Source organism: Dysgonomonas sp. GY617, from assembly GCF_015233815.1.
In the GTDB taxonomy this organism is placed as follows: Bacteria; Bacteroidota; Bacteroidia; order Bacteroidales; family Dysgonomonadaceae; genus Dysgonomonas_A.
In genome coordinates this window covers 209,917-225,493 of sequence record NZ_JADCLR010000021.1, presented here as the reverse complement: position 1 = coordinate 225,493, position 15,577 = coordinate 209,917, and the positions used below count along the sequence as shown (strand labels likewise).

At 35.1% G+C, this 15,577-nt stretch carries 14 protein-coding genes and 1 tRNA gene; 6 read left to right on the top strand and 9 right to left on the bottom strand.

Features of this window, described 5'->3' with window-relative positions; translation table 11 throughout:
- Positions 1-182: 182 nt before the first annotated feature.
- The gene (locus tag IR022_RS10870; protein WP_194203707.1) at positions 183-1,436 is read right to left on the bottom strand and encodes a DNA recombination protein RmuC; all 1,254 of its coding nucleotides are present in this window, start codon (positions 1,434-1,436) and stop codon (positions 183-185) included.
- A 114-nt stretch (positions 1,437-1,550) separates the two neighbouring features.
- Here IR022_RS10870 and IR022_RS10865 point away from each other — a divergent pair, with 114 nt between their 5' ends.
- From IR022_RS10865 to IR022_RS10855, 3 genes are all read left to right on the top strand, one after another.
- Complete coding sequence (locus tag IR022_RS10865; RefSeq protein ID WP_050710122.1) at positions 1,551-1,892, top strand: hypothetical protein; 342 nt, start codon at positions 1,551-1,553, stop codon at positions 1,890-1,892.
- 119 nt (positions 1,893-2,011) lie between these two features.
- Positions 2,012-2,860 (top strand): bifunctional methionine sulfoxide reductase B/A protein, encoded by an 849-nt coding sequence (locus IR022_RS10860; protein WP_242053207.1) that lies wholly within the window; start codon positions 2,012-2,014, stop codon positions 2,858-2,860.
- Positions 2,861-2,989: 129 nt separating this feature from the next.
- Entirely contained in the window at positions 2,990-3,499 is a 510-nt protein-coding gene (locus IR022_RS10855; RefSeq protein WP_194203705.1) for a DUF5606 domain-containing protein, read from the top strand.
- Positions 3,500-3,584: 85 nt separating this feature from the next.
- Here IR022_RS10855 and IR022_RS10850 read toward each other — a convergent pair whose 3' ends face one another.
- The 3 genes from IR022_RS10850 to IR022_RS10840 form a co-directional block, all read right to left on the bottom strand.
- Positions 3,585-4,175 carry a class I SAM-dependent methyltransferase gene (locus tag IR022_RS10850; protein ID WP_194203704.1) on the bottom strand — a complete coding sequence of 197 codons (591 nt, stop codon included), beginning with the start codon at positions 4,173-4,175 and terminating at the stop codon, positions 3,585-3,587.
- Positions 4,176-4,252: 77 nt separating this feature from the next.
- The gene (locus IR022_RS10845) at positions 4,253-4,552 is read right to left on the bottom strand and encodes a hypothetical protein (protein WP_194203703.1); all 300 of its coding nucleotides are present in this window, start codon (positions 4,550-4,552) and stop codon (positions 4,253-4,255) included.
- 143 nt (positions 4,553-4,695) lie between these two features.
- Positions 4,696-5,898, bottom strand: coding sequence for an MFS transporter (locus IR022_RS10840; protein ID WP_194203702.1), 1,203 nt, complete (start codon positions 5,896-5,898; stop codon positions 4,696-4,698).
- Between the two features lie 146 nt (positions 5,899-6,044).
- Between IR022_RS10840 and IR022_RS10835 the strand changes: the two genes are divergently transcribed.
- Entirely contained in the window at positions 6,045-7,007 is a 963-nt protein-coding gene (locus IR022_RS10835) for an AraC family transcriptional regulator (RefSeq protein ID WP_317174063.1), read from the top strand.
- A 151-nt stretch (positions 7,008-7,158) separates the two neighbouring features.
- On the opposite strand, the gene IR022_RS10830 is transcribed toward IR022_RS10835, so the two are convergent.
- Positions 7,159-7,245 (bottom strand) — tRNA-Ser (locus IR022_RS10830).
- A 250-nt stretch (positions 7,246-7,495) separates the two neighbouring features.
- Here IR022_RS10830 and mltG point away from each other — a divergent pair.
- Positions 7,496-8,527: an endolytic transglycosylase MltG gene (gene mltG / locus IR022_RS10825; RefSeq protein WP_194203701.1), complete on the top strand. Its 1,032-nt coding sequence runs from the start codon at positions 7,496-7,498 to the stop codon at positions 8,525-8,527.
- Between the two features lie 85 nt (positions 8,528-8,612).
- Here mltG and IR022_RS10820 read toward each other — a convergent pair whose 3' ends face one another.
- The 4 genes from IR022_RS10820 to IR022_RS10805 all read right to left on the bottom strand — a co-directional run bounded on the left by IR022_RS10820 (position 8,613) and on the right by IR022_RS10805 (position 13,761).
- Positions 8,613-10,025: an undecaprenyl-phosphate glucose phosphotransferase gene (locus tag IR022_RS10820; RefSeq protein WP_194203700.1), complete on the bottom strand. Its 1,413-nt coding sequence runs from the start codon at positions 10,023-10,025 to the stop codon at positions 8,613-8,615.
- Between the two features lie 83 nt (positions 10,026-10,108).
- Entirely contained in the window at positions 10,109-10,999 is an 891-nt protein-coding gene (locus IR022_RS10815; protein ID WP_194203699.1) for a CPBP family intramembrane glutamic endopeptidase, read from the bottom strand.
- A gap of 164 nt (positions 11,000-11,163) precedes the next feature.
- A complete protein-coding gene (locus IR022_RS10810; RefSeq protein ID WP_194203698.1) occupies positions 11,164-12,018 on the bottom strand; it encodes an N-acetylmuramoyl-L-alanine amidase-like domain-containing protein in 855 nt (284 codons plus the stop codon).
- Positions 12,019-12,093: 75 nt separating this feature from the next.
- A complete protein-coding gene (locus IR022_RS10805; protein WP_050710111.1) occupies positions 12,094-13,761 on the bottom strand; it encodes a formate--tetrahydrofolate ligase in 1,668 nt (555 codons plus the stop codon).
- A gap of 305 nt (positions 13,762-14,066) precedes the next feature.
- Between IR022_RS10805 and IR022_RS10800 the strand changes: the two genes are divergently transcribed.
- On the top strand, positions 14,067-15,545 hold the full coding sequence (locus tag IR022_RS10800) for a glycoside hydrolase family 10 protein (RefSeq protein WP_194203697.1): 1,479 nt from the start codon (positions 14,067-14,069) through the stop codon (positions 15,543-15,545).
- The last annotated feature ends 32 nt before the right edge of the window (positions 15,546-15,577 follow it).

Here is a 15,577-nt window from a genome sequence, read left to right as displayed (position 1 = left end):
TTTTTGTGTCTAAAAAAAGGAAACGTTATAAAGCAAAAAAAGGTTGTCATCACGACAACCAATCTTCATTGTTAACCTTAAATCTAATACCATGAAAAACACAGTACAAATATAAGGGGTTTTATGTTATAAAACATACTTCTATATCATTATTTTATCGCGATTAATATTATTTAACGATTTTAGGTGTTTGGAAGCTCTTTTTGAGGCTTTATACCTAGCTCCTTTAACATTTCTGCTTGTCTTATTAAGTTTCCATTACCATCTTTTAGCTGAATGAAGGCTTTATCGTAACTTTTTTGAGTACGGTCTATGTTTTTACCAACCTCTTGTAAGGTTTCAACAAATCCTGCAAACTTATCATACAGAATAGCACCTCGTTTGGCTATCTCTTGCGCATTACGGCTTTGAGCCTCTCTTTTCCATAAGTCAGCTACCACTTTCAGGGATGCAATAAGGTTAGTAGGGCTAATTAACAAGATACGTTTGCGGTATGCATAATCCCAAAGGCCCGAATCTAATTGCATGGCAAGAATGTAAGCTGGTTCGTTTGGTATAAACATCATGACGAAATCTAACGACTCTATGTAATCTTGATAGGCTTTACTGCTAAGCTCGTCAATATGCTTTTTAATAGAGATAATATGCTCCTTTTCTGATATTATTCTGGCTTCATCTGTATCGGCTTCTACGTATCTAATGTAACCATTTAGTGATACCTTCGAGTCAATTACTATTTTACGTCCTCCCGGATATAGGATGACAATATCAGGTTGAAGGGCTTTGTTCTCGCTATTCAGTATTTTTTGTCCGTTCTCGTCGGTGAGCATATCCTGAGAGAAATATTCTTCGCCTTTCTTTAATCCCGATTTTTCGAGGATAGACTCTAATATCATTTCTCCCCAGTTTCCTTGTATTTTGTTATTTCCTTTTAGAGCTTTGGTCAGATTGTTGGCATCTTCGCTTATTTGGTGATTGAGTACTACAAGTTCGCGGATGCGTTCTTCAAGCGAAAATCTTTGTTTAGATTCTTTGTCGTATGTTTCTTCGACTTTGGTTTTGAATTCAGATAATTTTTCGCCTAAAGGTTTTAAGATAGATTCCATATTCAGTCTATTGATATCAGTAAAACGACTCGATTTTTCTTCGAGTATCTTATTTGCTAATATCTGAAAATCTTTGTTCAGTTGTTCCCTGGCATTTAAGAGCTCGGTTTGTTGGTGTCTTAGTTGTTCTTCTTTGCTTTGAAGATTGGCTTTTAGGTTTGCTGATTCGTGTACTGCTTCGAGCTGCTTAGTTTGTAGATTTTCAATCTCCGATTTGAGACGTTGGTTTTCTTTCTTCAATTCCTCAGATTGTTGTTTTCCAGAGGAATATATCCACCAGATAATAAAAATAGAAAAAACTAAAATTATTGCGATATAAATAAACTCCATGGCATCTTTTTTGTTCTAATGTATGATGTTGAAAATTATATGTAAAAGTAATAAATAGGTCTGAGACCTTAAAGATACTTTATTGTGATTACTTTTGTGTGAAAATAGTCGTAGATGAAGATTTATTATAGTAAGCATTTTCCTCCTAAAGGCTTTGCAGCAATTAACTTGTTTGGTGTTATAATTGGTCGCAAAGAATATGGGGATTTATCGAAATCCGAATTGAATCATGAAAAAATCCATTCGAGACAAATCATTGAGATGTTGTGGGTGTTTTTTTACTTACTTTACTTCGTGGAATGGCTTATTCGATTGGTTCAGTATCGAGATAGTCTTACAGCCTATTATAATATTTCTTTTGAGAGAGAAGCGTATAGTAACGATAAGAATTTAAATTATTTAGAAAGTAGAAAATGGTATGCATTTGTAAATTATTTTTATAAAAAAGAAAGGTAGGTAAAGAGATGCTAACTTATAAGCGTTATACTATTATTAAATATTTAATTGCGATGGCTTGCTTCCTTACAGTGCAAGTTTCATGTGCGCAGAAAACAGAAAATTTTAAACCAAAAGACATGAAATATAACGAACTTACTCCTGAAGAGGAGCGTGTGATTGTATATAAAGGAACAGAATATCCTTATACAGGAGAATATGTAAACAATAAACAGTCGGGAACATATGTTTGTAAAAGATGTGATGCCCCATTGTATAAATCGGCAGACAAATTTGACTCACATTGTGGCTGGCCTTCTTTTGATGATGAAATTCAGGGAGCAGTAAAACGGGTTCCTGATGCTGATGGTTCTCGTACAGAGATTATCTGTACCAATTGTGGAGCACATCTGGGGCATGTTTTTCTTGGAGAGGGTTTTACAGACAAGGAAACACGTCATTGTGTGAACTCTATTTCATTGAAATTTATTCCGGATGTAAATAAGAATATCCACAAGGCTTATTTTGCTTCGGGCTGTTTTTGGGGAACTGAGTATTATTTTATGAAAGCCAAAGGTGTAAAACATACGACTGTTGGCTTTATGGGTGGTCATGTTGATAATCCTACTTATGAACAAGTTTGTCAAAAAAATACGGGACATCTTGAATTAACAGAGGTGGAGTATGATACAAAACAGACTAATTATGATGAAATGGTGAAGTTGTTTTTCGAGACTCACGATTTTACTCAAACTAATGGGCAAGGACCCGATATAGGACCTCAGTATCTTTCATGTATATTTTATAGTACCGAAGAGGAGAAAAAAATAGCAGAAAAATATATTGCTATCCTTGAAAGCAAAGGCTTTAAGGTGGCTACGATGTTGAAGCCTGTATCTACTTTCTGGAAGGCAGAAGATTATCATCAACAATATTATGAGCATAAAGGATCGACACCCTATTGCCATTCGTATAAAAAAATATTTTAATAATTAATTAATATATAGATACTTAACTTTTTTGTTTGGCTATGGTGTTTTTATATTACAACAATCCCATTATTTTTGTGATTCGTTAAATGTATAATAGGTCAAACGATAAAACTAAAAATAAAGATTATGTTGAAAACTATTTTATCTGTATCCGGTAAACCGGGGTTATTTAGACTCGTGTCAAATGCTAAGAATATGGTCATTGTTGAGTCATTAACAGATAAAAGAAGACTTCCTATCTATGCAAGAGATAAGGTTGTTTCTTTGGGTGATATTGCAATGTATACAGATGAGGGCGAAGTTCCTTTGAGTGAAGTTTTGACTAAAATTCAAGCAAAAGAAAACGGAGCACAAGCTTCGGTAGCTACAAACTCAAAACCAGATGTATTAAAAAAATATTTCGCAGAGATTCTTCCTACTTATGACAGAGAAAGAGTTTATGATACTGACATCAAGAAATTGATTAGTTGGTATAACTTACTGTCGGCAGCAGGAATAGCTTTTGTTAGTGAAGACGAGATTGCTGCTCCTGAAGAAGTTACAGAAGAGGCACCTGCAACAACTGAGGTTAAAGAAGAGGCTGCTCAAGAAGAAAAGCCAAAACGTAAGCCAAGAGCAAAGAAAGAAGATAAATAATCTTTCAGAATTTAAAATAAAAGAAATCGCTGTCTAAGTTTTAGATGGCGATTTTTTTGTTAGATATAAGAGATGAAAAGTATTTTTATTTCCGTATGAGCCAATACCAGTGAGATGCTACAAATACGACACGTCTTCGGCTACGCTGTGACTTTTGTAATTGAAAATTGTTACCAAATATATCACTTATATACTCGGGTGTTAGTTTCATATTGCTAGGAGATTCATCTAATGCCCAGATCAAATGTGTACCACCTGGTTTTAATAACCGATATACTTCTTTTACATAGTTTTGCTGAGCTTCCTTGTTGAGGCAGTGGAAACATCCAATGTCAAAAGAGACATCAAAAGGTTCGGAAAGTATTTCCAGATTAGTAACATCTCCTACTAAGTAAGTGGGTTTGTTTCTCTCATTCGCAACCCGTTTATTTGCTTTTTCAATAGCGACAGTTGAATAGTCTACTCCTGTTGCTTGTATCTTCTGATTAGCCATGAATTTAGAAAAGCGACCGAGTCCACAACCCAACTCTAATGAAGTTTGAGGCTTGTTTGTTTCTATAAGCCTTTTTAATTCTGAGGGTATGCGTGTATCAGTCCACATCCAATGAGATAAAGAACTATATGCTTTATCAAACTCCATATGATTAGAGGGAGGTCCAATTGTATTTGTTTCCATATCGAAATTGTTATTATCTAAATCCGATTGTAATGGTGTTTTACAATCGGATTTTGTGTAATTATTTTTTTGTTGTTTTATTGCCCGAAACCAAAATATCCGTGCATTGCCTGCATTTTGCTTTCGATAGCTTTTTTTCTTTCATTGATGAATGTTTGCTTTTCTTCGCTTGACATTTGCATCCATTTCTCACAACGAGCATCTATTGCTTCAACAGAAAAATGATCTTCGTGATTGTCCATGCCTTCCATGCGTTTGTTCATGAAGTCTAGTTTTTCGCTATCGGTCATTTTAGACCATTCTTCTTTGAATTTTTGTCTTGCATCTTTGTCGAAAGGGTTTCTTCCGAATCCCATCCCAAAACCTCTTGTTGTCATAATCTTTTCAGTTTTATATTTTATAATCTATTTTTTTACGGAGAGCTCTCTATTTATATTGACGACTGAGGTGAAAAAATATTTTAAGAAATAATGAAAATGATATTTTATTAATCATATTATTCTTCATCGGTTATTGTTGTTTATGCTTTGTGTAAGTCTTGTGTAGGCAAAAGTTTTGTGTAGATAATAACTGCTCCGAGTATAATAAATGTCGCTGTTGCATAAAGTATACTTGGACTGTAAAAATAAATTGCAGCTGCAATTAGTGGCACAAGCATGTTATTTGCTGATTGTAAGCTTTGGTTTACGCCCTGTAATTTTCCTTGTTCGTTTTCATTAATAGATCGCGATAATTTTCCATTATACGTTGGATCAAACAAGCCTTCGCCCGAGATTATAAATATTACAGCTAGCGAGATAATAACTACTGAGTGTAAATATATACTTACTATAATCAATGTTAGTCCGATTCCGAAAACAATTAAACCGGTTATACCAATGCTTCTTTCGCTAAAACGTTTCAATAACCAAGGCAGTAACAATGCACGCGAAATAATTTCGCAAATACCAACAAGAGTGAGCATGGTACCAATAACAGCTGGTCCCCATTTGTAAATGTCTTTGAGGAAAATGGTGAAATTGAACTGAAAAATACCTAAGGCTGCATAAAAAAGTATTCCTAGTATGAGTAATGATTTAATGTCTTTGAGGCTGAATATATCTTTAAAATGTGAGAAGACATTGAAACTGTCAATGCTTAAGTGTTTAGTCCTTTTCTCAGGGGTTAAAGATTCGGGTAGTAAAAAGTAGACAGCCAAGCTGGATAGAAATATTAATCCCGCAGTAAGAAAGACTGGTAATGCAAGGTTGATGCTTCCCAATAATCCGCCCAATGCAGGGCCTCCCAACTTTCCTATTCCCATAGCAGCACCAATATAGCCAAACCATTTAGCACGTTCCTTAGGCTTAGTACTATCAGAGATGTACGCAAACAGTGTACTGATATTCCCAGCGGTAAGTCCGTCGATAATCCGCCCAAGGAAAAGCACCCAGAGTGCTCCTCCTATTCCAAACAGGATATAGCCTATAGTAGAGCCCAATAGGCTAATGATGAGAATGTTTTTTCGTCCATACCTATCACTTAGTGCACCAAGAACGGGAGATGCAAAAAATGTGGAGCCAGCAAAGACGGACATTAGTACACTCATGCCAACAACGATTTTTTGAGAGAGTAGGTATTCACCCACTATAAAAGGCAAAAGGGGCAAGACTATAGACATTCCAATAGAATTCAATAATACAATCCCTATAATAATCCACAACTTATTTTTCTTCGTATTCATTTTCAATCATTATTTATTTGATACTTTATTTTCTTATCGTTAAATTCCAAAGAAACCTATCATGTTAATTGATAATGCGAAATTAATAGGTGTTATGAAGATAAAATAGCTATATTAGTCGTTAAAATAGTCGTAAGGGGTCTAGTGTGAAAAAAGAAAATCAGCAAACAGAATCAAGCATTCTAATGAGACTTGCTTATTTATTAGGGACGGAAGTAATAAACAGAAGACTGGAAATTCCTGAAAAATTTGGTCGCGGTTATTGTTCTGGATTTGTTTTTAATGAGCATATCCGAATGCTTGTAAGTAATTATGAGTTAAATGAGGATCTGGTTGTTGAGAACCCAGACATTGATGTTTCTAAAAGAATGATATTTTTTAAGTTTCAAAATATCTTTCCTAAAACGGAAATGTTGAAAGCTAGTAAGCAATTAGAGGCAATACCTTCTGTCTTGATTGGAACCAGTCGTGTAAATACCGATGATATTATTTCAATTCATACAAATACTGCTACTATAAATATAGAAGTGGGTGCTGACTATTTGAGGGGGATATTTGATTTATCTGAAAAATCACTGGTTTTGCAGAGTTTGTTACAAAATATGCAGCCCCTATTATTCGAACAAATGATTTATCCTTCTTTACAAAAAATTGTAGATGAGATTGTAAATGAATCGGTTGACGAAACTTTTAAATTATTTTTTCTTAGAATAAAATCAGAAGAGTTAATTTGTAGATTGTTAATGGAGCTGGAAAAGCGAGATGAGAAACACCTTTATGCTTTAAATGGTCATGATGTGCAGACTATCTACAAAGTAAAAGAACAAATGCTTGAGCACCTCGAAATTCCCCCAGTTATTAGAGAATTGGCAGAAGGAGCTAATATGAGCCCAACCAAACTGAAACGTTTATTTAAGCAGATTTTCGGTAATAGTATTTTTAATTATTATCAAGGATTTAGGATGAAAGAGGCTGCCCGTTTATTGAAAGAAGAAAAGTTATCTGTATCGGATGTGGGTTATGAATTAGGTTTTACAAACTTAAGTCATTTTTCGAGAGCCTTTAAAGAACATATAGGGATGAATCCGAAGCAATATAGTCGGTCTTAAGATGAAAAGTAGTATTGATAGTTAAGTATTCCGTATGCTCAATTTTAATGCTGTGCTTCTTTTTAATGAGAGACTTAAATAGAAAAAACCCTGTAAAAGATTAATTTTACAGAGTTTCGCTTAATTTGACTTTCTTAAGTCTTCGCTTTTGCGGAAGCGGGGGGATTCGAACCCCCGGTACAGTTACCCGTACGTCAGTTTAGCAAACTGGTGGTTTCAGCCACTCACCCACACTTCCAATCAACGGTTTTCCGTAGGCAAAACTGAATTGCGATGCAAATATAGCTGTTTGTTTTGATTTATCAAGTTCACTCTCTCATTTTTTCTAAATAATATGTTTAATTTTGGCGGATATTTGAGGATAGAAAACTACAAAATGGTTGTAGATAATTAAGTATAAGTACTTAATGAGTTATTATTCAGATATAACAAATATATTTACGGTGTTTGCAAAATAATTAAACAGGTCTACGACCTTAATTGAAAAAATGGCTAAAACTAAACGAAATGTTCTGCTTATAATCCTTGCTGTACTAATTCTTGCAGCAGGAGGTGTTTTTGTATACATCAAGGGTTTTCTGGATGCTGAATTCAGAATAAAAGAGACTGTTTATATTTATGTGGATAAGCAAAAAAGCTTTGAAGCGGTACTTACTCAAATGGATACCACTGCCCATGTTTCGGATTTAAATGCTTTTAAACGTCTTGCTAGTTACATGAAGTATCCCGATAATATGAAGACGGGACGTTATGCAATTACTCCTGATATGAGTATACAAGAGGTTATAGGTGATTTAAAGGGAGGGCATCAGGCTCCTGTTAAATTGAAATTTAATAATATTCGCACTAAGGCTGATTTAGCTAAGCGCCTTGCGTCTCAATTGATGTTAACCGAAGAAGAGTTTATGGATGCGTTTAATAATGCAGAGATGTGCTCTAAATTGGGTTTTACGCCCGAAACAATCACGTGTATGTTTGTTCCTAATACTTATGAAGTCTATTGGGATGTAACTTTGGATAGTTTTTTGAAAAGAATGAAGGACGAATATTCGAAGTTTTGGACAAGTGAGCGTCTCGAAAAAGCAAAAGCTCAAGGGTTGACTCCTATTGAGGTGTCTATTTTGGCATCTATTGTAGAGGAAGAATGTTACTTTTCGGATGAATATCCGGTAGTTGCAGGGCTATACCTCAATAGATTGAGAATTGGTCAACTTTTACAAGCAGATCCAACAGTGAAGTTTGCAGTAGGTGATTTTTCATTAAAACGAATCCTTTTTGAGCACTTACAAGTGGAATCACTATACAATACTTATAAGCATTTAGGGTTGCCTCCAGGACCAATTAGGGTTGCTTCAATTAAAGGTATAGATGCTGTGTTGAATGCGCAAAAGCACGATTACCTTTATATGTGTGCTAAAGAAGATTTTTCGGGTAGACACAATTTTGCTGTGACTCATGCTGAGCATGTGAGAAATGCAAATCGCTATAGGACAGCTCTTAATCAGCGAAAGATATATTAAGACTATACTCTGGCTCTTTCAAAAAAATGAAAAGTTAGAAGTGAAAATATATGGAGGTGATATTGTTTAATAAAAGTACATAGCTTTAATAAACGGTATCATCTCCTTTTAATAATTGTAGTGTTGTAACAACGATTATTTTAATATCAAGGATGAAAGACCAGTTTTCTATATACCAAACATCTCGCTTGAATCGTCCTTTCATTTGCTCGATGGTTTTTGTCTCTCCTCTGTATCCTGATATCTGAGCCCAACCTGTGATTCCTGGTTTTACCATGTGGCGAATCATAAATTTGTCTATTAGACCATTATATAGAACGGTTTGTTTGGTCATATGTGGGCGAGGTCCTACAACCGACATGTTGCCTATCAGCGCATTGAAAAATTGAGGTAGTTCATCTATACTTGTTCGACGCATAAATGCTCCTATGGGTGTAATTCTAGGATCTGTGTGTTGTGTAGTAAGTGAATCAGATTTATCATTCAGATACATGGTTCTGAATTTATAACATGTAAACTCCTCACCTTGTAAACCGGTTCTTCGTTGTTTGAAAACGATAGGTCCGCGCGATGTAAGTTTTATTATAATTCCGAATATAAGATAGACTATAGGGTAGATCGTGATTAGTATAATGAGTGAAAATATAATATCGAATGTCCTCTTTAGAATTCTATTATATACCAATTGCAACGGTTCGGGTCTGATACCGATGAGAGGTATTGATTGAAGTGAGTTTAGTACTAATTTCCTTTTTATATAACCGTAAAATTCGGGTATAAGAAAGAAGCGTATCATGTTTTTTTCTGAAAAATTCACCAGGCGTAAAATAGCAGATTCTTCATTATTAGGCAGGGTGCAATAAATTTCATCTACTTTGTTTTCGATACAGAACTTATCGACCTGCGATAATGTGCCAAGATATTTAAGGGGTGAGTCGTGCTGATCGGGGTTATCGTCAAATACACCTAATGTTTTGTATCCATAATCACTCGATCGTAGTTCATTATAGACGTTTAAAGCATTATCGCCACTTCCGATAATTACAATTCGTTTATAGTTATATCCCTTACTTCGATATAGTTTCAGAATAATACGTACTATAATATGCCATAAAATATAACATATGGAGAGTCCGAAATAGAAGATGAGCCAATCATCATAACTGATTCTGCCAACTCCTAATAGTAGCATTCCTGCTGTAAGTAATATGAAGTAAAGAGATATAAATAAGAGACTCCGATGGACAATTTTATCAAAGAAAATAATATTCGATGATAAGTTTATTGGGACAACACTTACAACTATAAAATAGATGAGATTAATAAGTAGAAATATTTCACCCAGACGAATATCATTTATTAATAGTGTAAATGTTTCATCAGAGGAAAGGAGTTTTGCTAAGAGGATTAAGCTAACATTTATAACAATAAGATCCCCTAGTCTGATAATCCATTTTATCAGATGTCCAAAACCATCTTTTCTTTTAATAACCTCCATTAAGAGTTTGTAATGTTAAACATTCCTGCGTATATAAGCATCTTTGATTATATACTAGCCAAGACAATAAAAAGCATGTGACGTTAGATTGTAAAGTCTTGCGGATTATTTTTCTGATATTCACGCGACAAGATAGCTAAAATAGTACCAGATAAAACAATACTTACAACTGTAGCCCATAGGGTATTGCCTACGCCGAAAGTTTCTAGCTTTTCGTATATAGGTGTATTGTGGAAGAAATGAAAAGTCAGAACTCCGATGGTATTATTAATTGCGTGAACAATTACAGGAATCCATAGATTGCCCGACCAAAGGAAAATATATCCAAGCAAAGCTCCTAGAAGTAAACGGGGAACAAACCCGTAAAACTGAAAATGAATGAAACTGAATATAAAAGCTGTAATCCAAATAGTTACATGTCTGTTTTTACAGATTTTCTTTATAGTTTGTTGCATGGATCCTCTAAAGAAGAATTCTTCGGTAACACCTGCAGTAATAGCTATTACAAATAAATTGACTAATAGTATGATGATAGAGTTTGTTGTCAGCATTTTTTCTATTAAGGCTTGCGCTTGCTCTTCCATTGCTTTCATTATCCTTTCGAGGCCTCCCAGAGACTCAGGAAGAGTCATCAATCCATTGTAGTAGCCTGTAAAGGCTATTAACGGCTGAATTGCGAATATAAGCAGAATAGAGAGTAATAAGAATTTTACATCAATCGGTTTATTTATTTTCAGAAATCGAGGAGCCGATTTGTGAAATAAATAAGCACAGAGTAATGAAGGAATCAAGAAAATGAAGATTACCTGAACCACTTGCATGGCTTTCATGAAATCCAAAGATTGCAGAGAGTCCGTTCCTACTCCTATTAAGAGAGTGAGAACAGAAGCGATAACCAAGCCGCAAAAGCTAAAAAGACAAAGGAAAAAGAGTTGAGACCAACTGCTCATCCTTAAAAATAATTCTTTATTCATTGTTTATATTTAAGTAATCTGAAATACCTATAACTGTGATGTCTAGTGATTTTATTATCTAATTGTTATGCTTTCAGAAGCAATAAAAAGGCTTAGATCTCACATTTAATATTATACTCTCTTTATTTATGAAACATATAAACACTCTAAATAGTTTTAGCGTCTTATTTGTCTAAGTCTGTTACACGTACAATGCTAACTCCCGTACATTTTGCAGACTTCAAGCAATAATCAGACAATGACTGGGGCTCTACAATAACTTTCATAGCCTTGCTGGATGCGTGGATAAAGGTAAGCTTTGTTCCATTGTGATAAGCAATACCAATGTGTGTGTAATCTAAACCATCAATAGTTGTTGCAAAAACTACTATATCACCATTCAGAACTTGATTGCTAATTTTGTTTATATTTTCCTTCTTTACAAAGTAATATCCACCTCTGCTATTTATTTGATGTTCTGTGTCTGTGATTTTTTGTTGTAATTCCACATTATTATGGAGAGGTTTGTAGGCATCTGTGTGAGATGACATAAAATTGATTGTCTTACTATTTAATGTGCCTCCTAAAGCAGAACTTTTGTTTTTCAGAATTCCTTTTTTAGTATTGTCGTATATCCAGTCCGTTACATAATGTAATCGGGAAGAGTAATCCTCTATCTTGCCCTCTCTATATCGGATAATCTGCAACTGATTGCCGAAATTAGAAAATGTATAATCTCCTGTTTTAAGAGTTCTGCTAAGAGCAATACAACTTTCTACAAATGTAGTACAATCAAATTGACGTAGGTTTATTACCAGTTGTTCCGATTTATTATTATCAAGTGTAGATGCTACATACGGAGTTTCTCGAAAGAATAATGCTGTTTTTACGATCAATTCACTTATTGACAAATTCGCATCAGCTTTTAATTGATTAACGTACCTTTCGTAGATAAGCGAATCTTGTTTTGTATATACTATCCCTGCATTGGTAACGAGTACCACTGTAAGAAATAGAAACAGGATAAATACTTTTTTCATAAGAAATGGTGTATGCTAAATTATAACTGATTATGGATTTGATACTTTATCAGAACCTTAAGAAGATCTCACACCTTAGCTTAGACCGTCAATAAATCCGTCCACAATATCAATATGATTTGCTTGTGGGTTTTTGGGTAATCCGGGCATTCTCATTATAGAGCCTGCTATGGCTACAATAAATTCTGCACCGTTATTTATTACCATATCGTTAATGGTAAGAGTAAAGCCTTTTGCTACGCCATAAGCCTTTGGGTCTTCCGAAAACGAATATTGAGTTTTTGCAATACATATAGGATACTTTTCCATATCAGTCCCCTTGATCAATTGCAGTATCTTTTGTGCTTTTCCACTGAATTCAACGGATTCTGCACCATATATTTTCTTTGCTACTTTTTCAACCTTTTGTTGTATCGAATCGCTGTCCTCGTATGTAAAAGAAAGTGATTTAGATGGGTTCTCCTCAATTGTATTTACAACCAAATTTGCTAATTCTATTGCTCCTTCGCCACCTTCGGTGAAAGCGTTGTTTATAGCGAACCCTATTTTTTTTTCCTTGCAAAATTCTGTAATAATATCCAGTTCAGCTTGAGTGTCTTGTGCATATTTGTTGAAGGCTACAACTACAGTCTGACCAAATGATTGCATATTCATGATATGTTTTTCAATATTAGCCAATCCGTTTCTTAATCCTTCAATGTTTTCTTTCTTAATATCTTCTATGGCAACACCTCCGTGCATTTTCAAACCTTGTGCTGTTGCTACAATAAGGGTTAGTTTAGGAGTCAATCCGGCTTTACGGCATTTGATGTTGAAGAATTTTTCTGCGCCTAAATCTGCACCGAAACCAGCTTCCGTTACCACATAGTCAGCGTGACTCATTGCTAGTGTAGTTGCAATGATAGAATTACATCCGTGAGCTATATTTGCGAATGGGCCTCCATGTACTATGGCTGCATTATGTTCGGTAGTTTGTACCAAGTTTGGATTGATGGCATCTTTTAATAGTACTACTATAGATCCTGCAATGCCTAGGTCTTTCACCGTGAAAGGTGTATTATCATAATTGTATCCTAAAATAATTTTCTCAATACGTCTTCTTAAATCGGCAATATCTTTTGATAGGCAAAGTATTGCCATTATTTCGGATGCAGGAGTGATATCAAAGCCCGATTCGGTTGGGATGCCATTTGCTGAGCCGTGCAAGCCCGAAACTATATAGCGTAAACTTCTGTCGTTAATGTCTAACACTCTTTTCCAAAGAATTTCTTTCAATCCTTTTCCAGCAGATCGGTTCTGATATAAGTAGTTATCAAGCAAAGCCGATATCATATTGTGAGCTGAGGTAATTGCGTGAAAGTCTCCTGTGAAGTGCAGGTTGATGTCTTCCATCGGAAGTACCTGTGCGTATCCGCCTCCTGCTGCTCCTCCTTTCATGCCAAAGCAAGGTCCCAAAGAGGGTTCACGTAAAGCAACCACTGCTTTCTTTCCTATTTTGTTTAGTCCTAAGGTAAGTCCTATTGAGACTGTTGTTTTACCAATACCTGCCTTAGTAGGTGTTATAGCGGTTACTAATATCAGATTACTTTGCTTTACCTTTTCATTGTCGATAAGTGATGCAGGCACTTTGGCCATGTACTTTCCATAGCTATGAATATTTTCATCAGCTATGTCTATCTGTTGAGCTATCTTATATATAGACTCAAGTTTGATGCTTCTGGCAATTTCAATATCTGTTTTCATAAAATAACAATAGGTATTTTTATCATGGTTTCTACAAAGATAAGTAAACTTTTAGGATGTTTTATTGTTATTCATTTGCTGTTTGTATGTTATATAAGTAACATTAAATATTTATAGCTATATTTTGTAATTATAACTATCTCTGCTTATTATACTTGCCAAAGCTATAAAAAGGTGTATAACCTTGATAATATAAGTATCATAATTGGACTCTATTGAGACGAAATAATCTTGTAGTGAATATTTTACAATACTTAATTATAAACTAAACGGTAAATTGTGTATTTTTGATACTTTTTCAAAATATGAAGCTACTACGAATATTTTTATTCTCTATATTTTTTCTATGCGGACTTGCTCCGCTGCAATTAACAGCTCAAAATCCAGACACGGAAGTTCGTGCAGCGTGGCTTACTACTAACTGGAATCTCGATTGGCCTTCGGCTGGTTTATCTCCGGAGAATCAACAAAAACAATTGGGGAGAATACTCGATCAATTACAAGCAGCAAATTTTAATACAATCCTGTTTCAGGTGCGTGTACGTGGCGATGTGTTTTTTCAATCGAAGATAGAACCTTGGAGTCCCTTTTTTACGAAAGACAAAACTATTGGGTCTATTACAGCCTATGATCCTTTGGCTTATGCTATACAGGAATGTCATAAAAGGGGATTAGAGTGTCATGCCTGGATTGTGACTTTTCCGTTGGGTTCAAAAAAACAAGTTAAAGAACAAGGGAAATCGTCTGTTGTTGCCCGATATCCACAACTTTGTAAATTGTATAAAGATGAATGGTATCTCGATCCTGGAAACCCCGATGCAAGAAAACACATATTGAGGGTGGTGGATGAAATTGTGAGCAACTATGATGTAGATGGAGTTCACTTCGATTATATCCGTTATCCCGAAGCAGCAGGTAAATTTCCCGATAAAGATACTTTCTCGAAATATGGAGGAGGGGAGTCTTTGCAGGAATGGAGGCGAGATAATATAAGTGCATTAGTATCTGATATATATGATCAGACAAAAGAAAAGAAACCTTGGGTGCAGGTAAGTTGTAGTCCTATTGGTAGATACAAGGATCTTAATCCGCTGAGAGGAACATGGACAGCCTATTCGAGTGTGCATCAGGATGCAGGAAAATGGATGATGGACGGAAAAATGGATGCTGTGTATCCAATGATGTATTATAATGAAGCAGAATTTGGAACGTATGTTGAAGAATGGGTAAAAACGAGTAATGGACGTTGGGTTGTTCCTGGTCTTGGCGCCTATCGCCTAATGCCCTCAGAAGGAAACTGGCGATTGAAAGATATTACAGACCAAATCGATTTTATTCGAACAAGTAATGCTGTTGGGGCTGCTTATTATAGAGTGGGAAATGTTCTGGAAAATACAAAAGGTTTGAAAGATGGTTTAGTACCTTATTATAGTTACCCTGCCAAGTTGCCTTCTATGAAATGGTTAGATAATGTAGCACCTCTTTCGCCTATCAATATGCAAGTATATCAATCTCCGAATGGAATTACTACTATAGAGTGGGAGTCGTCTGATTTATCCGAAGGTCAGGTTTATACCGTTTATGAATCTTCAACCGAAGATTTTAATATCAAAAATGTAAAGACTATTGTAGCTTCCGGTTTAAGAGCGAATAAACTACAAATTCAGACACCAGATGTAGAAGAAGGCGTTTATTATTCGGTTACTGCCTCAGATCGCTTTCATAACGAGAGTGTACCTTGCTTTCCTGTCTATTATATTTTCTCCAGAAGTTTAGAGAAATAAAGTCACAGACTTCTTAATGTTTTTTTAATAAC